Origin of the sequence: Streptomyces sp. NPDC056734, from assembly GCF_042790455.1 — a bacterium.
GTDB lineage: Bacteria > Actinomycetota > Actinomycetes > Streptomycetales > Streptomycetaceae > Streptomyces.
The window spans coordinates 348,090-368,711 of the sequence record NZ_JBHTZD010000002.1 but is presented as its reverse complement, the minus strand read 5'-3'; the positions used below and the strand labels follow the sequence as shown (position 1 = coordinate 368,711).

General features: G+C 70.9%; 15 protein-coding genes. 6 read left to right on the top strand and 9 right to left on the bottom strand.

Features of this window, described 5'->3' with window-relative positions; all coding sequences use genetic code 11:
- Positions 1-49 precede the first annotated feature (49 nt).
- Positions 50-1,558: an MFS transporter gene (locus ACFRFC_RS03640; protein WP_382681406.1), complete on the top strand. Its 1,509-nt coding sequence runs from the start codon at positions 50-52 to the stop codon at positions 1,556-1,558.
- Between the two features lie 147 nt (positions 1,559-1,705).
- Complete coding sequence (locus ACFRFC_RS03635) at positions 1,706-2,125, top strand: VOC family protein (RefSeq protein ID WP_382681409.1); 420 nt, start codon at positions 1,706-1,708, stop codon at positions 2,123-2,125.
- A 118-nt stretch (positions 2,126-2,243) separates the two neighbouring features.
- Here the strand turns inward: ACFRFC_RS03635 and ACFRFC_RS03630 are convergent, their stop codons facing one another.
- Positions 2,244-2,693, bottom strand: coding sequence for a hypothetical protein (locus ACFRFC_RS03630; protein WP_382681411.1), 450 nt, complete (start codon positions 2,691-2,693; stop codon positions 2,244-2,246).
- Between the two features lie 103 nt (positions 2,694-2,796).
- Between ACFRFC_RS03630 and ACFRFC_RS03625 the strand changes: the two genes are divergently transcribed.
- On the top strand, positions 2,797-3,741 hold the full coding sequence (locus tag ACFRFC_RS03625; RefSeq protein WP_382681414.1) for a GlxA family transcriptional regulator: 945 nt from the start codon (positions 2,797-2,799) through the stop codon (positions 3,739-3,741).
- A 132-nt stretch (positions 3,742-3,873) separates the two neighbouring features.
- On the opposite strand, the gene ACFRFC_RS03620 is transcribed toward ACFRFC_RS03625, so the two are convergent.
- On the bottom strand, positions 3,874-4,176 hold the full coding sequence (locus ACFRFC_RS03620; protein ID WP_382681416.1) for a hypothetical protein: 303 nt from the start codon (positions 4,174-4,176) through the stop codon (positions 3,874-3,876).
- 302 nt (positions 4,177-4,478) lie between these two features.
- On the opposite strand from ACFRFC_RS03620, the gene ACFRFC_RS03615 reads away from it, so the two are divergent.
- Positions 4,479-4,862, top strand: coding sequence for a DoxX family protein (locus ACFRFC_RS03615; RefSeq protein ID WP_382681419.1), 384 nt, complete (start codon positions 4,479-4,481; stop codon positions 4,860-4,862).
- 45 nt (positions 4,863-4,907) lie between these two features.
- Here the strand turns inward: ACFRFC_RS03615 and ACFRFC_RS03610 are convergent, their stop codons facing one another.
- Entirely contained in the window at positions 4,908-5,510 is a 603-nt protein-coding gene (locus tag ACFRFC_RS03610) for a hypothetical protein (RefSeq protein ID WP_382681422.1), read from the bottom strand.
- A gap of 215 nt (positions 5,511-5,725) precedes the next feature.
- Between ACFRFC_RS03610 and hemC the strand changes: the two genes are divergently transcribed.
- Positions 5,726-6,670: a hydroxymethylbilane synthase gene (hemC, locus tag ACFRFC_RS03605; protein ID WP_382681424.1), complete on the top strand. Its 945-nt coding sequence runs from the start codon at positions 5,726-5,728 to the stop codon at positions 6,668-6,670.
- A gap of 153 nt (positions 6,671-6,823) precedes the next feature.
- Here the strand turns inward: hemC and ACFRFC_RS03600 are convergent, their stop codons facing one another.
- Complete coding sequence (locus tag ACFRFC_RS03600; protein WP_382681425.1) at positions 6,824-7,033, bottom strand: DUF397 domain-containing protein; 210 nt, start codon at positions 7,031-7,033, stop codon at positions 6,824-6,826.
- Positions 7,030-7,866: a helix-turn-helix domain-containing protein gene (locus ACFRFC_RS03595; protein WP_382681428.1), complete on the bottom strand. Its 837-nt coding sequence runs from the start codon at positions 7,864-7,866 to the stop codon at positions 7,030-7,032. The genes ACFRFC_RS03600 and ACFRFC_RS03595 overlap by 4 nt, the downstream gene beginning before the upstream one ends.
- A gap of 255 nt (positions 7,867-8,121) precedes the next feature.
- On the opposite strand from ACFRFC_RS03595, the gene ACFRFC_RS03590 reads away from it, so the two are divergent.
- Positions 8,122-8,529, top strand: coding sequence for a hypothetical protein (locus ACFRFC_RS03590; RefSeq protein WP_382681431.1), 408 nt, complete (start codon positions 8,122-8,124; stop codon positions 8,527-8,529).
- A 213-nt stretch (positions 8,530-8,742) separates the two neighbouring features.
- Here the strand turns inward: ACFRFC_RS03590 and drmB are convergent, their stop codons facing one another.
- The 4 genes from drmB to ACFRFC_RS03570 are packed head-to-tail and all read right to left on the bottom strand — an operon-like array spanning position 8,743 to position 20,511.
- Positions 8,743-10,605, bottom strand: a complete 1,863-nt coding sequence (gene drmB, locus ACFRFC_RS03585; RefSeq protein WP_382681433.1) for a DrmB family protein — start codon at positions 10,603-10,605, stop codon at positions 8,743-8,745.
- Positions 10,602-13,850 carry a helicase-related protein gene (locus tag ACFRFC_RS03580; protein ID WP_382681436.1) on the bottom strand — a complete coding sequence of 1,083 codons (3,249 nt, stop codon included), beginning with the start codon at positions 13,848-13,850 and terminating at the stop codon, positions 10,602-10,604. Before ACFRFC_RS03580 ends, drmB begins: the two co-directional genes overlap by 4 nt.
- Complete coding sequence (locus tag ACFRFC_RS03575) at positions 13,847-15,751, bottom strand: UvrD-helicase domain-containing protein (protein WP_382681438.1); 1,905 nt, start codon at positions 15,749-15,751, stop codon at positions 13,847-13,849. The genes ACFRFC_RS03580 and ACFRFC_RS03575 overlap by 4 nt, the downstream gene beginning before the upstream one ends.
- Positions 15,748-20,511 (bottom strand): DEAD/DEAH box helicase, encoded by a 4,764-nt coding sequence (locus tag ACFRFC_RS03570; protein WP_382681440.1) that lies wholly within the window; start codon positions 20,509-20,511, stop codon positions 15,748-15,750. Before ACFRFC_RS03570 ends, ACFRFC_RS03575 begins: the two co-directional genes overlap by 4 nt.
- Positions 20,512-20,622 lie beyond the last annotated feature (111 nt).

The window sequence follows — 20,622 nt, the reverse complement described above, 5'->3', positions numbered from 1 at the left end:
GGAACGGCCCCCGGGGAAGGGGTCGCCTCGACGGAGAGGGAGCCATTCCATGAGCGCAGCACAGCCCTCGTCGCCGGATGCCGTGCCCGCCGAGACGGGGACCATCACCACGGCCGTCCCGGCCCGTCTCGACCGGCTGCCGTGGTCGCGCTGGCACTGGATGATCGTCATCGGCCTGGGCACCGTCTGGATCCTGGACGGGCTGGAAGTGACCATCGTCGGCAATGTGGCCGGCCGGCTCGCCGAGCAGGGCAGCGGGCTCGACATCACCTCCGCCCAGGTGACCGGCACCGCCGCCGCGCTCTATGTGGCCGGCGCCTGCTCGGGCGCGCTGTTCTTCGGCTGGCTCACCGACCGCCACGGCCGCCGGAAACTGTTCATGGTCACTCTGGTGGTCTATCTGAGCGCCACCGCGCTGACCGCGCTGTCCTTCGAGTCCTGGTGGTTCTTCCTCTTCCGGTTTCTGACCGGTTTCGGCATCGGCGGCGAGTACGCGGCCATCAACTCCGCCATCGACGAACTGATCCCGTCCCTCTACCGGGGCCGGGTGGATCTGATCATCAACGGCAGCTACTGGCTCGGCGCGATCGGCGGCGCGCTGCTGTCGATCGTGATGCTGGACACCGCGATCTTTCCGAAGGACCTCGGCTGGCGGCTCAGCTTCGCCCTCGGGGTGGTCCTGGGCCTGGTGATCCTGCTGGTCAGACGGCATGTGCCGGAGAGTCCACGATGGCAGTTCATCCATGGCAAGAGCACGGAGGCCGAGGCGCTCGTCTCCTCCGTGGAGCGCGAGATCGAGCGGGAGAGAGGCGAGCCGCTGCCGCCGCCGGCCGGTGAGATCACCATCCACCAGCGCAAGAGCATCGGCTTCGGCCTGGTCGCCAGGACCGTCTTCCACCGCTATCCCCGGCGGGCCGTCCTCGGCCTGTCGCTCTTCATCGGCCAGGCGTTCCTCTACAACGCGATCACCTTCGGCTTCGGCACCATCCTGATCACGTTCTTCGATGTGCCGACCGGCGGCACCGGCTACTACTTCGCGGTCATCGCCGCGGGCAACTTCCTCGGCCCGCTGCTGCTCGGCAGGCTCTTCGACACCGTCGGCCGCCGGATCATGATCTCCTCCACCTACATCGTCTCCGGCCTGCTGCTGTTCGGCACGGCCTGGCTCTTCGACCGCGGCTCGCTGTCGGCGGTGACGATGACGGCCTGCTGGTGCGTGGTGCTGTTCTTCGCCTCGGCGGGCGCGTCCAGCGCGTATCTCACGGTCTCCGAGATCTTCCCCATGGAGACCCGCGCCATGGCCATCGCCTTCTTCTACGCCCTCGGCACGGCCGCCGGGGGCATCAGCGGACCGCTCCTGTTCGCCGACCTCACCGCGTCCGGCGTGGTCGGCGACACCGCGCTCGCCTTCCGGATCGGCGCGGGCCTGATGTGCGCGGCGGGTCTGGTGGCGGCGTTCCTGGCGGTGAAGGCCGAGCGCAGGTCGCTGGAGGACATCGCGACGCCGTTGTCAGTGGTGTCGGCGACGATGACGGGACCGAAGGATGCGGTGCCGTGAGCGTGGTTCGGGTGCGTGATTGTCCGGGTGTGTGATTGTCCGGATGCGGGGTGGTTCGGTACGGGGTGGTCCGGGTGCGTGATTGTCCGGATGCGTGGCTGTGGCAGCTGCGCGGTTGTCCGGGTGCGGGTGAAGGGGCTGGTCCTGATGAGCGTGCGCAGGGTCGTGCCGAATGTCCGGGTGGCGTCCGAGGAGTCCATGCGGGCCCACCGTGACTTCTACGGCCTGCTCGGCCTGGCGGAGGTCATGAACATGGGCTGGGTGACGACCCTCGCCTCTCCCACCCAGCCCACCGCCCAGATCAGCTTCTTCACGGAGGAACGCACCGCGCCCGTCGTCCCCGACCTGAGCGTGGAGGTCGAGGACGTCGACGCGGTGTACGCACAGGTGCGGGCGGCGGGCGCGGAGGTCGTACGGGGGATACGGGACGAGGAGTGGGGCGTGCGGCGCTTCTTCGTGCGGGCGCCCAATGGGTGGGTGGTGAATGTGCTCAGCCATCGGGTGGATGGGGTGGAGGGGGTGGATGGGGTGGATGGGGTGAAGGGCGCGGAGGGGGCGGAGGGCTGAGCGGCCCCTGCCCGCCAGGCGCGATCCGGCACCCGGCACGGGCGATCCTGTACCCGGCACGGGCGATCCGGAACCGGCACAGGCGATCCGGAACCCGGCATACGCGATCCGGCGCCCGCTACGCGCCCGTGGTCGACCCCGGTCGGACGATCATCAGCACCGTCACCGTGGCCCACAGCAGATTGAAGATCCCGGTGAACATGGCCAGCCGTACGGTCGTCTCGCGTGTCCCCGCCCCCTCCACCAGGGCTTCCTGCCGGGGCAGGACGAGGGCCAGCAGGACGGCGGCGGCCAGCCCCGTCAGCACGATCGACGTGATCAGCCAGGCGTCCCCGAGCACGCCCATGGCCAGGCCCGTGGCCAGCCCGAAGACCGGGACGACGATGCCGAGAGCGGCGTACGCCCGGCAGATCCGGTGCAGCAGCGCCACCGTCCCGGTCGCCCCGGGGTCGTCCGGCGCCTCCAGGGCGCGGCGCGCGGCGGGCGGGAACATGCTGGCCGCGACGGTGACGGGCCCGATGGCGATGATCGCGGCGAGGACATGGACGGAGAGCAGGAACTTGGTCACGGGCACCGAGGCTAGGCAGCTCCGGGGCGGGGGAGAAGTGGCGAGAGTGCCATGCATCAACGGATTCTCGCCAGGCCCCCCGCCCTGCCCCTACCCTCGGGCCATGCACACCGTGGCCGTACTCGCACTGGACGGGGTCGTCCCCTTCGACCTCTCGGCGCCGATCGACGTGTTCGGCTGGGCGCGGCTGCCGGACGGGCGGGAGGCGTACCGGGTGCGGGTCTGCTCGGTGCGCGAGGAGGTGCGGGCGGGCCCGTTCACGATCCGGGCGCCGTACGGGCTCGAACTGCTCGCCGAGGCCGACACGATCGTGCTGCCGGGCGTCGAGGACCCGCCGGAGGTGCTGCCGCCCGGCGTCACGGAGGCGCTGTGCGCGGCGGCGGCGAACGGCACGCGCATCGCGTCGGTGTGCGTGGGGGCGTTCCTGTTCGCGGCAACGGGACTGCTGGACGGGCTGCGGGCGACGACCCACTGGTTCGCGGCGCCGGACCTCGCGGCGCGCTATCCGAGGGTGACCGTCGACCCCCAGGTGCTGTACGTCGACAACGGCCAGTTCCTGACGTCGGCGGGCGCGGCGGCGGCGCTGGACATGTGTCTGCACCTGGTGCGCAGGGACCATGGCTCGGCGGTGGCCGCGCAGGCGGCGCGGATGGCGGTGATGCCGCTGGAACGGGAGGGCGGGCAGGCCCAGTTCATCGTGCACGACCTGCCGCCGGCCCCGGCGGGCGCGACGATGGAACCGCTGCTGCGCTGGATGGAGGACCACTGCGACCGTGATCTCGCCCTGGAGGAGATCGCGGCGCGGGCGGGCATGAGCACCCGCACCCTCAACCGCCGGTTCCGGGAACAGACCGGGACGACGCCGGTGCAGTGGCTGCACCGGGCGCGGGTGCGGCGGGCGCAGCATCTGCTGGAGACGACGTCGGACTCCGTGGAGCGGATCGCCGGACAGGCGGGGTTCGGGTCGCCGACGGCGTTCCGGGAGCGGTTTCGCAGGGTGGTGGGGACGAGTCCGCGGGCGTATCGGAGGGCGTTTCGGGCGGGGTGAGGGCGTCCGGGGACCGGGGACCGGGGTGGTTCAGGCCCGTCGGTCGGTTGGTGACCGCCGGGGGTGAGTGGGCCGGGGCCTGGGCCGGTGCTTGGGCCTGGTCCGGGGCCTGATCCGGGGCCTGATCCGGTTTCAGGCCCGTCGGTCGGCGACGGCCCAGGAGGCGAGGGCGACGGCTCCGGCGACGCCGAACACGGCGGGCCAGGCGCCGACCTTCTTGGCGAGCGGGTGGGACGCCCCGAACGCGACGACGTACCCGGCGGTCAGCGCGCCCGCGGCCGTCCCGCCGGCCCGCGCCCGCCACTGGGCGGCCGCTGCGGCGCCCGCGACGGCCAGCACGACCCCGCCCAGCTCGCGCTTCTTGGTCCAGCGGGCGACCCCGTACCCGCCGACGAGTCCGCTCGCGGCGACGAGCGCGCTGGGGACCTTGGCCATCGGTGCCTCCTGAGAGCGAGGGTGTGTGGCTTCGAGGCTAACGCGCGGGTCGCGGCGGCCCCTCGGGCGCCCCCCGCGCTCACCCCGACGGACCTTGCCTCGCCCAGTCCCGGCGCACGATCACCGGCATGCCATGCCATGCCATGCCGGACGGCGACTGAGCCCGGCCCGGGGCATGTCTCCGGTCCCGTATGTCACAGCGGCGACGCCTGCCTCGTCGTAGCGGCGGAAGACGGAGACATCCGGAGACATCCGGAGAGACCCGGAGAGACCCGGAGACCTTCCAGGACCCAGGAGCTGATGTGAATCTCGCGCTGTGGATCGCCGCCGGACTGCTCGCCGCCGTCGCTCTGACCGGCGGCGTCAGCAAGGCGTTCGTGCCCAGGGAGAAGCTGGCCGCCGCGCCGGGCGGGGGCTGGACCGGCGAGGTGAGCGCCGGGTTCGTGAAGACGCTGGGGGTGGTCGAACTGCTCGCCGCGGCGGGGCTGATCCTGCCGGCCGTCACCGGCATCGCGCCGACGCTCGTCCCGGTGACGGCCGGCTGCTGGATCCTGCTCATGATCGGCGCGATGATCACCCACGGCCGACGCGGGGAGTCGGCGTTCGTGCTGGTGAATGTCGGCTACTTCGCCCTGGCGGTGTTCGTGGCGTGGGGCCGCATGGGACCGGAACCTTTCACCGGCTAGAGGAGCCCGGAGGAGCCCGGAGGAGAGCAGGATCGTCGGCTTCGGCTAGAGAAAGTCCGACCAGACGGCGACCGTGGGCAGCGGATCCCACGGCCCCCCGTCGTCCAGCCCCCCGAACTCCCGCTCGACGTAGTCCACCAGGTGGTCGCTGTGGCACCGGATGCCGGTGCCCCACATCGACAGCACGGGATGCTCGTACGATCCCGCCCCGGCAGGCAGGAAACGGTGACCGTAGAGCGGGACCATGACGGGGGCCTGGGCCAGCTTGCGGCGGGCCATGTCGACGGCGGCCCGCGCACTGCGCGGACGTGCCCCGAAGGCCCTGGGATGCCAGCCGCCCAGCTCCACCTCGCGCAGTACCTCCCGGGCGGGCCACTCCAGCCGGTACCGCAGATCCTCGGGGTCGCCGTCGCGCCAGTCGGGCCAGGGCTCCTCCCAGACCGCCCCGCGCTTGGCCGGGGCGACGACGGGCAGCCCCTCGGCGAGGAAAGCCCGGTGATCGGCGGCGAACTCGAAACCGTACGTGCTCTCGATCCTGCGGAACTCGGCCTCGCTCAGTCCGGCCGCGATCTCGCACCCGGGAATCGCCGCGAGCCGCCGAGCGGCTTCCTTCCCCAGCCGGGCACCATCCGTGTCAGCGTCAGCCATTCGGGCAACGTACACAGGGAACGGCGGGACGACCTCTTGAATCGGCCAGCACTGCCCCGTCTTGCGGTCATGCTTCCGGCCCGGGAGTGCACATGATCCGGATGCCCCGCACAAGTGGGTGCGCGATGCGCCGATTCCGACCCGGTGTCTGCATGAGCACATGGGCGAGGCTCATAGCCTGGTGAGACCGTGCCACCCTTCGGAATGGGGCCACCGTGACCACGTACCTCGTCGGATCCCGTGCAAGCAGTCTCGCCAAGGCACAGGTTCGCGAGTATCTGCGCCCCTTGCGTGAGCGGTTCCCCGAGGTCACTTTCACGCATCGCGTGATCGTGGAAGGGGGCGACAGAGACCGTGAGTCGGCCCTGTCCGCCGTGTCCGCCGTGAGTGGGGGATCGGCATTCAGCAGCGAGCAGGAAGCGGCCCTGTCCCGGGGCGACGTCGACGTGGTCGTTCATTCGCTCAAGGACCTTCCTACGGCGAACCCGCCCGGGTTGACGCTATTGGCTCCGCCCGGCCGCGAGGACGTGCGCGACGCTCTGTGCGGATCCACGCTCGCGGAGCTACGGAAGGGGGCCCACGTCGGCACAGGGGCCCCTCGGCGGGTTGCCCAGCTCCTTGCGGTGCGACCCGACCTTGAGGTGGTCCCGATCCGTGGGAATGTCCCGCCCCGCCTCAAGAAGATCGAATCCATGGGCCTTGACGCTGTGGTCCTCGCGGTCGCGGGGCTCCGCCGGCTCGGGCTCGATGACGCGATCGGGGACGTACTGCCGCTCGACCTGTTCCCGCCGAGCCCCGGGCAAGGGGCACTCGGGATTCAGGTCCGCATGGACGACAACTCGGCCCGTCTGCGAGCGATGCTGTCCACGGTGGGGGACGCGTCCGCTGACGCCGCGGTCCGTGCCGAGCGGGCCTTGCTCGCCGAGCTGCACGGCGGGTGTTCGGTGCCCGTGGGGGCGTACGCCGAGACGCTGCCGACCGGGGAACTCTCCCTCGCGGGTCAAGTCACGTCGCTGGACGGACGCGTACGGGTCGCCGAGACGCTGACCGGCCCGTCCGCCGAGCCGGAAAAGCTCGGCGCCGCCCTGGCCGCACTGCTCATCGACCAGGGGGCGCACTCGATCCTTGACGGGGTTCGCGCTGCTCTTGGGTCTAGGTGAGCCGACGGGCGATGTCGAGCGCCGCGTAGGTCAGGCTTGCCGACGCACCTGCGAACTTTCCATTGGTTCCCGCGGCGGACGAGTGCTCGACCCCGGAACGCGGGAACCCCGCCCGGTATGGCGACCGGACGGGGTCCACGAGTTCGAAGAGACTCAGCCGACGTCGGCGTTGCGGGCGAACGTCACCAGTCCGGCGAACGCTCCGGTCGAGAGCATCAGGACCGGACCGTCAGCGCGCTTGCTGTCCCGGACGGGGACGACGCCGGTGGCGGACGCGTTCGACGGGGCCCATTCGACGCAGGAACCGCCGTTGCCGCTGTACGAGGATTTGACCCAACGGAGAGAGCGAGAGTCGGTCGTCACGGGGTGCCCTTTCGTGCCTGAGTGATCATGTCCACAGATGCCGCTTGGGAGAGCGCGTGTGCCTGCATCTGATGGTAGGCCCTCAACAGCGGAACCACGGCGGTGGTTTCGCGGTCCATGTACCCGTGCGTCTGCGACTCGACGTAGGAGATCACGGAGCGATCAGACAGGGTCAGTAGATTGACCAGTCTGTTGAACGGCCGAGCCTCGCCGATGGCATAGGGCGCGATTTGGAGCACGGTGTTCGACTCCTCCGCGAACTCGACCAAGTGCGCCAACTGCCGATCCATGACCTCAAGCCCCCCGATAGGCCGACGGATACAGCTCTCGTCCAGCACCGCGAACAACAGCGGGGTCAGCGGCCGAGCCAGGGCGGCTTGCCGCTCTATCAGGAACGTGACCCGTTCCTCGGCCTGCTCGGCCGTGATGGAGCCTCGCTTTACGTTGCTCGCCTCAAGGGCCGTCGCGTACTCCTGTGTCTGGAGCAATCCGGGGATCAGCCCCGAATCGAACAGCCGGATCTCTGTGGCCCGCGCCTCATGCTTCACATACTCGGGGAAGCCTTCCAGATGCGCGCCGTGCCGGATCTCGTCCGCCGCGCGCTCGAACGTGTCTGTGGTCCCTTCGAGGCCGAAGGCGATATCCGTACTCCGCGAAAAACGCCGGGTCGGAGGCTTGCGACCAGTTTCCACCGCCGAAATGTGCTGACTGGAATATCCCGTGAGGGCGGCAAGCTCCTCCTGGGTCCAGCCGCGCGCCTCTCGTGAGCTGCGTAAACGGGCGCCGTACGCAGCTTCGGGGCTGCTCTCTGGGTTCAACTCCTTGCGATTCAAGGTGGGATGACCAACCCTTCCTTCTCCCCTGCCAACTTGATTGGTCCGCCACTCTACCCCACGCTGACTCCACCCGGTAGTGGAACCGCTACGGAGAGGAGTGGTCCGCGTGGACAACGGCGACGTGGGCGAAGTGGGCACCCTGCCAAGGGTGTTGGGCTCGTGGGTTCGGGATGCGGCGGCGGGGGGTGCGGTGTGGTCTCGCTGATCAAACAACCCCGGCCCCGGCCTCGGGTGTGTGGTGCCACCGCGTTGATGCCGGTCGGTCTGATCGCGGAGATGTTCGCGTCGGTCCACGACTCCAGCACCCCGGGCAACGTACGGCCGGTGCTGCGCTGCCTGCTCCAGGAGCATTCCGGGGGCCGTCACCACGACCTGGCGTGGGAGCTGGATGACGCGAGCGAGGGCGAGGTGTGGGCCCAGTGGGCGGACGGCCGGCGCCCCGACGCGTTCCGGGTCGTGCCCGACTGCAACACCCTGTCCGGTCCGACCCCCAAGGACGAGGCGTGCATCCTGTACGCCGGTCATCCCGGGTGCCACACCTGGCAGTACACCGACCCCGAACACGAAGCCATCGCGCACAGCCCCGAGTTCCAGCGGGCCCTCTCCGCCGTACTCAAGGCTGTCATCCAGCGCACCCCGGACGGCGAGGCCACCCGGTGAACGCCGGTACCCCGCCCGCTCCGGGCGCCTCCCGCATGACCATCGAGACGTATCGGGTCCGGCCCGACGGCGAGCGCGTGGACCGTACCCGGACACGCGTCTACCGGCCGGGTCCTGGACCCCTCACCCTCGCCGACTCCCTCCGCTGGCCCCCGTGCCACTGCCCGCGTTGCCGGACCGGCGACGGACCACCCGGTACCCGGTAGCCGTCCGTCAGCCGTCCAGCAGTGCCGCGAAGTAGCCCAGCTCCCGGTCCTCCGGGGTGCCCACGAGCAGCGCGCGGTCGAGCAGGATGTTGTTGTGCTCGCAGCTCGTCTCGGGGAGCATCACGCAGGCGTGGCACGCGGCGAGGTTGGTGCCGCCCGTTCCGGACGCCTCGGACTCGACGCACAGCGGGTCGGAGGAGCACCATTCGGCGCGCTGGACGGCGGAGCGTATCGAACGGTCGAGGCGGTCCGGTTCGCCCTGGGCGACGAGACCGCCGAGACTGCCGGCGGAGTCGCTCGTCGCCGTGTAGACGAGCACCCCGGCCATGTCCTCGGCCGCGTACAGCCGCTCTCGCAGGGCCGCCGACGGGTAACCGGCCTCCAGGCTCCACTCGGTGATCAGGACGTGGGCCAGCGTGTGCAGCAGCACCATGCGTGGGGTGGCCGGGGAGGGGACGACCAGGCTCGGGTCGCCGGCCCGCTGCTCAAGCACCCGTTGGTGGGCGGTGCGCATCCGCTCGATCCGGGCCGCCACGGCCGGCGCCCTTTCCCAGGCGTCGAGTCGGTCCTCGTCCAGCCGCAGGAAGACCCCCTCGCCGCGCACCTCCATGGCCGGGAGCCACCGCAGCGGGGATTCGGAGAGCGGCATCTCCTTCGATCCGGTGGTCGAGTCGGGATCGGAGAGCCGGGTGAACGCCTTCAGGGCGCGTACCTCACGGAGCTTCTTGACCAGCATCGGGCCGGTGATCCCGAGCGGAGCGAGCACGCTCCCGTCGCCCAGCGGGGTCTCGCAGACGAACTGCTCGTCGTGGGAGTGCTCGCGCTCGTCGTTGCCCGAGCGCAGACGCTCGTACTCCTTCTCCCGCAAGGCGCGGTAACGGTGGTCGAAGGTGGCGTCGGAACCGTCGGCCGGGTCCTCCTCGCGCTCCGCGTCGAGCAGGGCCATCACCTCGTCGAGCGGTACGGGACATTGTCCCTGGAAGGCGCCCTGGAGATAGATCTCGATGTGCTCCCGCCGGTCGTACGAGCGGAGCGCGTCCCAGTGCTCCGCCAGCGGATCCGCCCGGCCGTCGCTCCACGGCGGGATGGAGAGCGCCGACTTCAGCACCGGCTGCCACACCGCCGACGAACCGCGCTGGAGCGTACGCAAGGCGGATCCGCAACCCTGGGTGGCGGACGTGCCGAGCCACGGGCGGGAGCCTCGGCACGTGAGGCCCAGATCCCTGAGCGCGTTCCTGCGGAACGAACCCTCCATCGAGACCTCGGGGGCCCGCCCGCAGGTGCAGGAGACGAGGATGGAGCGGAGCGAGGACGTGCGTCCGGACGTGCGCAGCCGGAGCGTCCCCCCGCACCTGCCCGCCGTGCCGGCACCGCGCTCCGCGGAGCGGTGCACCCACTCCCAGTACGGGAACTCGTCGAGGTGCCCGGCCTCGCAGGCGACGACGAAACGCGAGGGGACGAGTTCGACCTCGCACACGCCGCAGACGCTCTTGCCGACGGGCGGGTTGAAGTCCCGGTGCCGCCGCAGTTCGGTGCACTCGGGGCAGGAGTGCATGAGGGGGAAGCGCCGGACGCGCAGCCCGTCCCTGCTCCTGTCGTCGGACGCGGGAGGAAGTCGGAAATGGGCGACGCCGAGCACCCGGGCCAGCCGGCGTTCGTGGATCCGCGGGGACTCGTCCCTGCTCCAGCTCTCCTCGGCCCCGTCCAGCCCCGAGACGACGAAGGACTCGTGGTCGACGGCGATCAGCGATCCCATGCCGTACGTGGTGATCGCCTGGGCCCGGCGGACGGTGCCGCGGCGCGGGAGATTCTGGGCGGGTGCGGCGCCCTTCGCGCCGGTCCGCCGACGGGGGGCGGGGGGCGGGGTCATCGGGTTCCCTCCATGAACAGGGCGGACTCGGCGTCGACGTCGCGCAGGCTCCAGAGCGTGGACCATGCCTGGGCGCGCTCCGACTCGTCGTCGTACGCCCTCAGCAGCGACGGGGCACGACTGCCCCGTTGGGGTTCGAAGACCAGGCTGTTGTGGATGTCCGCCGCTTCGAGCCACCAGGCGATGAACTCGTCGAAGGCGAGGGACACTGCCTCGGTCTCCTCCGGGGTGACCTCGCGGACCCGGTCCAGGAGCAGCGGCTTGATGGAGTCCCGGAGGAGATCCTCGTAGGACTCGACCGCGCCGGCGTCCTTGTTCTCGCGGGCCGCCGGGATCAGGATGCGGGCGAGGGCGACGATCACCGCGTGCAGGCCCCGCTCGCGGGCGCGGGCGGAGAACGGGGTGACGGACGTGGACTCGACCTCGCGATAGAGGGCCGAGTGGTAATGCTGGAAGCTCTCGTAGTGGGAACGATCCCTGGCCTGGCTTGAGTTGAGCATGACCACGACCAGCCCGGGGTGGGCGCGGCCGACCCGGCTGGTGGCCTGGATGTACTCGGCGGTCGTCTGCGGCTGCCCCATCACGGCCATGAGACCGAGACGGTCCACGTCCACCCCCACGGCGATCATGTTGGTGGCGAGCAGGACGTCCACGGTGTCCTCGTCCGGAAGCCGCTTCTCGATGCCCTTGAGCCGGGTGGGGATCTCGCTGGCGTCGATCCGGCTGGTCAGCTCGGAGTAGTTGGCGACGGAGCGCACCGCCCCGCCCTCGCGCTCGGCGAGCAGCTCCAGATAGGCCACCACGTCGTCATGCACCTGGAGTTCGGCCGCCGAGAGCAGCCGCAGGCTGTTGAAATACCCGACGAGACTCCAGTACGCGTCGCGCACCTCGTCCTTGGTGTCCGCCCGCTGGGCACGGTGCAGCAGGGTGGCGTACGTGCGGATCAGCAGGGTGGACTGGCTGGTGCCGGGGGCCAGCAGACCGACGTAGCGGCGGGTCGCCTTCTCCTCGCGCGGTGTCTCCACGGCGAACCACGAGTCGCGGGCGTCCAGACCGGCGGGCGGGAACTGCCGCACCTCGCGGGCGAAGAGATGACGGCCCTGGTCGGCCGCGCGACGGATGGTCGCCGTGGAGGCGATCACCTTGGGGCGGCCGGCGAGGGCGTCGACCGCCGTCTCGTAGAGGCCGGTGAGCGTGCCCAGCGGGCCGGAGATCAGATGCAGCTCGTCCTGGACGATCAGTTCCGGGGGAGGGGTGGCGTCGGTCGGGTCGTCGCGGTTGAAGAGCGCGGCCGTCGACGGGCGCCACGGCATCGAGGCGAACTTGTCGACGGTGGCGATCACCAGCGTCGGCCGGGCGGCGTAGATCGCCTCGTCGATCAGGTGGACGGGCAGGCCGTCGGCGAAGGCACAGCCCGCGCCGGGGCACCGGATCCGCATCCGCACGGCGTTCAGGTCGACCTGGTAGTCGCGGGCGTCGAGGCGGGTCCCGCACCAGGGGCAGGCGTGCAGTTGGACGGGGTTCTCCGTGGCGAGGCGCTTGTCGAGGCTCCTGCGCAGCTCGTCCAGCTTCAGGCCGGCGTCGGCGAGCGTGTTCGGGGTGGCCGAACGCCCCACCCACATGCCGACGGAGAACTCCTCCCGTCCCAGCTCCGGTGTGCCGCGCCGCATGTTCTCCATGGCGCAGAGCAGGATCGCCGCGCGCTCGAACTGCTGAAGGGTGAGCAGCCGCAGCGTGTAGCGCATGAGGACGGTGACCCCGCCGCCGTCGGCACCCCTGCGGATGCGGCGCAGGAACGACGTGAGGGCGATCAGCCCGAGATACGCCTCCGTCTTGCCGCCACCGGTGGGGAACCACAGCAGGTCCGAGACCCGCCGGTCGCGGTGCTCCGGGTCGTCGATGCCGGCCAGACAGAGCAGCACGAACGCGATCTGGAAGGGCCGCCAGCGCCCGGCGCCCGGATCGGGGGATCCGACGCGTCCGCCCTTCACCCAGGCGCTGCGGGCCCGCTGGTCGGCCATCGCGCGGTTGGCCAGTCGGAACGCCCTCATCAGATCGGAGCGGGTCCCCAGCAGCCCGATCCCCTCGCGGATCCTGTCGAGTGCCTCGCGGCAGGCCGCCACCCGCTCCCGCGCGGGCTTCTCGTGGGTGTCGCCCGTCAGGGCCTCCGCCTCGGCCTCCTTGCGGTCGATCCAGCGCTCGTAGCCCGTGGCCAGCTCCTCCAGGGCGGCCAGGACCTCGGCGTCGGACCGCTCCGCCAGCCCCAGCATGGACAGCGCCGAGCTGTCGATGTCCGGGTTGGAGTCGGTGAGCAACACCTCCACGGTGGGCACGAAGGTGCTGCGCACCTCGGCGACGGCGGCCCGGACGGTGTCGGTCACGCCGATCGGCGGCGGGCTCCAGTCCCACGCGGCGGCGCAGCCGTGACCGACGGCGAAGGTCGGGGCGTGCCGGTGCAACAGCCGGCTCGTGGCGATCTCCGGATCGTGGGCCGCGGCGGGGGCGGGGCGCTCCACGAACACGGTGGAGCCGTCGGCGGCGCGTACCGTCAGACCGCACTGGAACAGGGAGAACGCGTCCTGGAGATCCCACTCGCCGACCCGCTGCGGGTTGATCAGCGTCACCGTGATCGTGACCGTGCCGGTGGCCGGATCGGGACGCCGGACGGTCAGGTGAAGCCCGGCCTCCGGGGCGAGTTCGATCGGTTCGACCGGCGCCGTCACGACGATCGACCGGTCCGGGAGGTCGAGTTCCCGGCGCCGCCACCGTTCCCGCTGGTCGGCCGTGGTGCGGGCCTCGGCGCGACGGGCCTCGGTCGGGCTGCCGTCGGCGTCGATGGGCTCGTAGACGGCGGCTCGCGCGGAGACCACGATCGTGTCGCACACGGCCGGGTCGACCGCGAAGGTCAGACCCATCGAGGAAGGACGACGGTCCGTCGCGGCGCCGGTGTCCTGCGTGGTGCCGGAATCCTCGACGTCGTCGCGGGTGAGCAGCGGGGTGGCGTCCAGACCGTCCAGCTGGGCGTGCTCCTCGCCCTTCCGGCGCCGCGCGGCCCGGTCCGCCGCTCGCGGGTACAGGACGCCGGTGAGATAGCGGTCGATCGGCGCGTCCTGGGTGAGCACCTCGTCCCGGTCGGCCGGATCGGCGTCCACCGCAGGGCCCAGCAGCTCCCGACCGAGCCCCACCAGGAGATCCTCGTCCCGGACCCGGTAGTGCTCGGCGTGTCGTCCCGCCCCGTGCGTCATGCGCGCTGCTCCTTGTCGTCGTCGGCCCGTCGGTACCGCCCGATGCCGGTGATCCGGGGGGCGATCCACACACCTCGGTCACCGAGGCCCGCGTTGGCACCGGCGGCGGTGCTGCCCGTCAGGGTCTCCAGCGTGTCGATCCGCAGGCCGTGGATCTCGTCGGGCCACCAGGGGTCCCACGTCCGGTTCACCTTCTGCACCTGGAACAGCTCCTCCCGGAACCGCTCCGACGCCTCACCGATCTCCCGCCCCTCGTGGATCAGGGCGTACGGCGGGCTCTGCCGCTCGCCCAACGGCAGGTCGTGGCGCTTGCGCCACACCACCGCCGTCCCCGGGCCGACCCGCTCCAGGAGGTGTGCCTGTGTCGCCACGGCGTCGGTCCCGTGACCGGGCGGGTTGTCCTGGCAGACGTCCCCGGCCTCCGCGACGATCCCGAACCGGTCGTACGACCGCCATCCCCCCACGTACCGGCGGCCGTTCCTCCGGTCCCCCGCCCTCCTGAACATCGGCGACTCGGGCGGGACCGCGTGGTGGAGATCCTGGCGGGCGCGCGTCATCGCCACGTAGAGGGCGCGGGCCTCGGCGGGGAGGTCCGCCGCGTCCTTGTACCGCTTGCGCAGCTCGGCGACCGTCGGCGGGGTCAGGACGATCACCCGGTCGAACTCCAGGCCCTTGGCCCGGTGCACGGTGGAGACCACGATCCGGCCGGTCTCCGGGTCGGCCGCCTCGTCGGGGAACCCGCCCTCGGCGACCGCGCGACGCAGCCGGTCCGGGGCGAGCGTGTCGCGCCCGCCGCCCCGAGCGACGCGACGCAGCACCGTCCACAACGCGGACGCGTTCGGCTCGTACGGCAGGGGGATCTCCGCGAGAAGGGAACGGAACCGGTCCTCGGTGAGGCCGCTCGCCCCGGTGCGGCGCAGCAACTCGGCCACCCAGTACGGCACCGGCCGCTCCTCCAGGGGGCGGCGCAGCCGGTGCTCCAACCCGTGCTCGTGGAGCAGGTCGGAGACCACCAGGGCCTCGCGGTTGTCGCGGGTGAGGATCGCACAGGTCTCGGAGAGGTTGCGCAGGCCGTCCAGGGTGAACGGGTCGGTGAGTTCGCCCATCCCGTTCGTCGGGTCCAGGAGCAGGTCGCGCAGTTCCTCGTAGCGTGTCGCCGCCTCGTCCGCGTCGGTGACGCGCTGGAGCCGGGGACCGTGCGCGAGCGCGATCCGGGCCTCGGGGGTGGCGGCCCGGAAGTTCCGGGTGAGCCGGAGTTCCACCAGGTCGTCGGGGTACGACAGGCGCAGCCAGTCGAAGAACCGTCCGGTCTCGTCGGCGCGCTCGGTCACGTCCTCGATCTGGAACCCGTAGACGGACTGGGCGGCGTCGCCGACGACCGTGAAACCGCTGCTGTCCTGGTACCGGTCGAGAAGTGTCTCCACGAGTTCCCGGCGCCCGCCCAGCAGATCCTGCACCTCGTCGATCACCACATGGGCGGGCGGGACGGCGTCGCCGGCCTCCAGCGCCCCTTTCTCCACCGCCCGGGTCGCCGCCGAGATCCGCTCGTCGAAGCCGACCGCGCCCCACTCGCCGTCCGGATACGCCCCGAGCAGGACTCCGTATGCCCACGCGTCGAACGTCTGCGCCCGCACCCGCCGGGCCCGCTCCCCGTGCCGGGCGATCCGTTCCCGCAACTCCCGCGCGGCGGCCCGGGAGAAGGTGAGCACCAGGATCTCGGCCGCCTCCAGCGCCTGCTCGGGATCCTCGTGCCCGCACAGCGCGTCGAGCCGACGCACCAGGGTGTGGGTCTTGCCGGCCCCGGCTCCGGCGGTGACCAGGACCCGGGCGTTCCAGGGCTGGTCGACGACGGTGCGCTGCTCGGCGGTGAGCGGGGGGCTGTCGAGGTAGGCGTCGGTCATGTCCGGCTCCACAGATGTTCGAACTGGGTGAACGCCAGTCGGGTGTCGAAGTTCGCGATGTTGTCACTGACGTTGAGGATCAGGCAGGTGTCCTTGCCGCCGTTCCTGGGCCCCCGCAGGCCGCGCCCGATCATCTGCTGGTAGACGTTGGTGCTGTAGACCGGGCGGGCCACCACCACGACCCGGGTGGCGGGCGCGTCGAAACCCTGGGTGAGGACACCGTAGTTGGTGAGCACCCGGACGCGTCCGTTTCGGAAGTTCTCGATGCGCCTGCGCCGGTCCTGCGTACTGGTCGTCGAGTCCACGGCGGCGGCCGGCACACCCCGGTCGTTGAGCAGCGCCGCCAGATACTTGGCGTGGTCGACCGAGGTGGCGAAGAGCAACGTCGGCCAGTCGTCCGGCAGACCGGTCACCGAGTCGACGATGCGCCCGCTGCGCGCGTGGTCGTCGGCGAGGCGCTGCTCGGCGGAGCGGGAGAGCATCGCCATGCGATCGGCGTGCGTCTTCTCGTCCCGGGTCAGCTCGATCCGGCCGCCTTCGAGGGTGTGGTGCTCGACCTGGGCGAGCATGCCCAGATCCTGGAGGTCGCGGTACGGGTCGCCCGACGGGAAGACCCCTTGGTCGAGCCGCCTGTTGCCGAAGCGAACGGCCAGGCGTCGGGTCTCGTCCTCGTTGGTGTTGCGGAACGGGGTGGCGGTCAGACCGAGCAGATGCCGGCCGGTCTCGTACTGGGTGAGTCCCAATCGGCCCAGGATCTCCGTGTACCGCTTGGAGATGGCGGTGTGCGCCTCGTCCACGATCACCAGCGCGGCCCGCCGCAGCCAGGCGTACTGGTCGGTGCCCAGGCACCGCTCCAGCTTGGCGTCGGTGGCGATCACCAGATGGGGGTGCTCGACGACGTCCCCGACCTCGTTGCCGCTCCACAGTCGGCTGATGGTGAGCGGACGCTCGGCGCCGACCTTGCTCCAGACGAACTTCCAGCTCTGTACGGCCTGCTCGCACAGCTCCTCGGTCTGCGCGATCCACAGCAGGGGACCGTCGAGGTCGCCGACCCGCTTGACCCAGCGGATGACGGCCTCGGCGGTGATCCGGGTCTTGCCGGCGCCGGTGGGCAGGGACAGCATGCCGCGCTGGGGGGCCAGCCGGTCCAGCATGGTGGAGATGTTCCGGACCAGGTCCTCCTGATAGCCGTGCAGGCTCGGGAAGTCCCGAGGGCCCTCGACCGTCTCGGACGAGGGCGGGGACGGAGTCCTCGAACCGGCGAAGGCGACGGGCAGCCTCAGATCCGAGACGAACGCGACGGCCGCCGACGAACCCCCGTACCCGACAGGCGCGTTGGGGAAGCGCCCCTGGATGTCCCGGGCGTGCTGCTGGAGCACCCCGTCGCCGTGCGCGTTGAACGCCATCTGGGCGATCCGACGCCCCGACGGCTCCACCCCGTCCGTCGCCTGTAGCTCGGCCTCCATCAGCCCTTCGGGAAGCCCGGCCCGGAGCGCGTCCGCGCCCACGAGCAGCTCGATCTTGGCCACCACGTCCTCGGCCTCGCGCACGGCCCGCTGCGCCGCCTTCAGCTCGCCGTCCCGGGCCATCCGCTCCTGGTGCTCCAGCACGGCGCGGCAGCCGGCCGCGCCGAGCCCGAGCACCAGCTCGCGGTCGATCAACCGCAGTATCGCCTCGGGCTCCAGCGGCACCCGGACCTTCACGGTCCCGTCCTGGCGCACGGCGTCCAGAGGGAACGCGTGCGTTCCGTTGGGTGTGCGGGTGACCTCCTCCAGCTCGGTGCACCGTTGCACCAGGCTGTTCCGGTTCCCGCTGTTCAGTCGCTGCCGCAGGGCGGGGAACAGCTCGACCAGCGGTACGGGGTCGCCCTCCGGCACCTCGCGGGTCTCCCGGCTGATCACGTCGGCGTAGCGGAGCATGCCCCACTTCTCGACCATCAGCTCGGCGTCCCCCGGGGTCGCCACGAGGAGCGCGGGAAGCTGTTCTGCCCGCAGTGCCCGGTACTCGGCGGCGCCGACCGCGAGGGTGATCTCCTCATCGTGGCGGGCGCTCCAGACGTCGCCGATCCGACAACGGGTCAGCGAGTCCTCGGGGAAGTCGGCCCCGAAGCGGGTCAGCATCACGTAGGTGGAGCCGACGAAGACGTCGTCCTCGCTGCGGGACACCTCGTCGAGCAGGGTGGCCCAGCGGTCCGCCGGCACCTCCTCGATCGTGGTCGGCAGCCGTAGCTTGCGCGCCTTCTCCGGCGAGATTTCAGCGACCGGCAGCACGTCGCGGTACGCGGCCAACTGAGGCCCGACGGCCTCCGCCAGCGGCTTGATCCCCTGGGAGGTGGTCACGGTCCCGTACCTCCCGAGCATCCACCGGATCGGCGACACCACAGCCTGCCGGGTGGCCGTCTGCGCGCCGATCTGTCTGGTCCAGTGGTCCACCACAGCGTCGTCGGGCAGCGCCTTGAGGAAGGCGGCGCGAGACTCCTCCGACAGCGATCGGAAGAGGTGCAGGGGTCCGCCGATCGCGGAGCCCTCCACCTTCATGCGGTTGAGCTGGGGACGCGGCGTGCGCTCGTCCAGCCCTCGCAGATACGCGGCGTGGACCGCTTGCCGGTACTCCTCGAACCATGCCTCGCCCTCCGGGTGCTCCGCGGTCGAGGGCAGTTCTCGCAAACCGAGTTCTCGGAGGAACGAGAGGTCGTCGGAGTGGAACTTGAGGTCGACGGCGATGCCCGGATCGCGCCCCGCGTCGACCACCGGGCCCGGCAGCATGCAGTCGCGCACTGGACGGAGCCTCCGGTCCGCGGTCCGTACACGCAGCGTCTTGCGCGGTTCGGGGACCCGCTCCTGCACGTGCCGCGCGAGACGACGCCCCCCTGCCTGGCGGAACAGCTCCCAGAACCGCTCCCAGTCGGCGTCGCCGTAGGCGTCGAAGCCCTGGTCGAGGACGCTGATGAACCGGCCCTCGGCATCCGCCTCCCGGATGCCGAGGACATCGAGCGCGTGGGCGAGCGACGGATCCCGCGCGATCGCGCCGACCACGTACACCAGGGATTCGCGAAGACCGCCCTCTTCGGCTCGGCGGAAGACCCTGCCGTGCACGGGGGCGACGAGGCCGTGCTCCTCGGTGAGCACGACCCTCGCCTTCCTGGCCTCCGCGGCGTACGAGGAGGCGATCTCGACCATGTCGGCCAGGATCCGGATCGCCACCGCCGACGTCTCGGCGGTGCCGCGCTCGACGAGCGCCTCCAACCACTCACGGACGTCGGTCCTGCGGTGTCCGGCGGCGGCGAGGACGTGCTCGACCTTCCCGGACCGCAGCGCGTCGGCCTCGACGGCGGGATGCAACCAGTTCTCGGGGCGACCTGGGCACTCGTGCCACATCCACAGCCAGCCGGCCAGCCGCCTCTGGTCCTTGTCGAACCGGGGGTGGATCCGCAGTTCGGTGGGCACGCGCAACACCCCCTCCTGGTCCGGCAGCGACGGCCGGACCGCGGCCCGCGCCCAGATCTCCCGGGTCAGGAACTCGTCGGCCCAACTGATCGACTCTTTTGCCCGGCCGGGCAGCAGGGGGAGGTGTGCGGCGGGGTCCTCGGGCGGGGCCAGCCGGGGGAGCGAGTCGACGACCAGCGCGGCCGAGACCTTGATCATCTCTTGGTTGAAGGGAGAGGAGTCGAGAAGGTTCTGACGGTCCTCGTTGGTCTTCCAGGCACCGTTGAGGAATCCGCTCAGGGACATCTCGTACTTGGTGGGGAAGAAGGACCAGAAACGACCGCGCCCGCGCCGCGACTTGGGACGGACATACAGCCCACTCTCCGGATCCTTCTCCAGGGCGGGCGTCGCCCAGGACACTTCGAGGGAGAGCCGGTCGTGCAGTTCGCCCGCGTCGGCGCGGGCCGCGGGGCCGGGTTCGTGGGTGGTGGCGAAGACCCGCCAACCTTCGGTGACCGTGGGTCTTCCCGTGCGTTCCTCGACCACGGTGCGCAGCTCGCCGATCTGTTCGGTGGTCAGCATGCGACGGGCGAGCGGACGGGGACGGCGGTCCTCAAGAACGACCTTGGACACGTGCGGGGAGAAGAGCTGGAAGCCGAGGGGGAACTCCTCGCGTTCCTCGCCGCGGATGGGCGCCCGCCCGCCGTGCATGTCCAGGCCGAGCCGGTCATCGGCCCCTGGCAGCAACGGGAGTCGTACGACAGTGGTCGCCCAGGCCAGCAGTTCGTCGAGGATCGGGTCGACTCCGCGCTCCCGCTGCTCGTCCAGAGGGCGGGCCATCCGTAGTACGGGTGCCTCGAAGTCGCGTCCGAGTCGCTCCACGACTCCTGGGACTGCCCTGATCCGGTCGTGCGACCAGGTGCGGTCGAAGCCGAAGCTGCCGGTCCGGCCGAAGAATTGTGGAGTGTCGGACACGACGAGAACGGACTTCACACCCACTCCGAAACGTCCGATCTGGCCGCCGCGTTTGCGCGACATACTCATTCGGAGAATCGTCTCGGCGCCTTCCGGAGTGACCACATCTCCTTCGTTGGCGCAGTACAGATGGGTGCGCGTGAGAACGACGTGCGTGGTCCCTCCGGGATCGGCGGCGATCTCGTCGGCGGCGTTCTGGACCAACTCGAAAAGCTGGCGGTCGCCGTATCCGCCCTGGGTGATCCGCCTCTCCCCGTTCGCGTGTTCCGGAATGAGCCCTGGATCGACCTCATAGGTCTGAAGAACGCGTGCGGACTGATCGACCACGGTCCGTAGCACGGGGGGCAGTTCGGGCGGCATGAAACTCCGATCCGGGGCGATGACCTGACGCGAACACAGGGACGGGCGAGAGGACCGCAAAGGGTCGAAAGCATCTGATGTGACGTTACGCCAGGTCTCCAGGGGTATGTG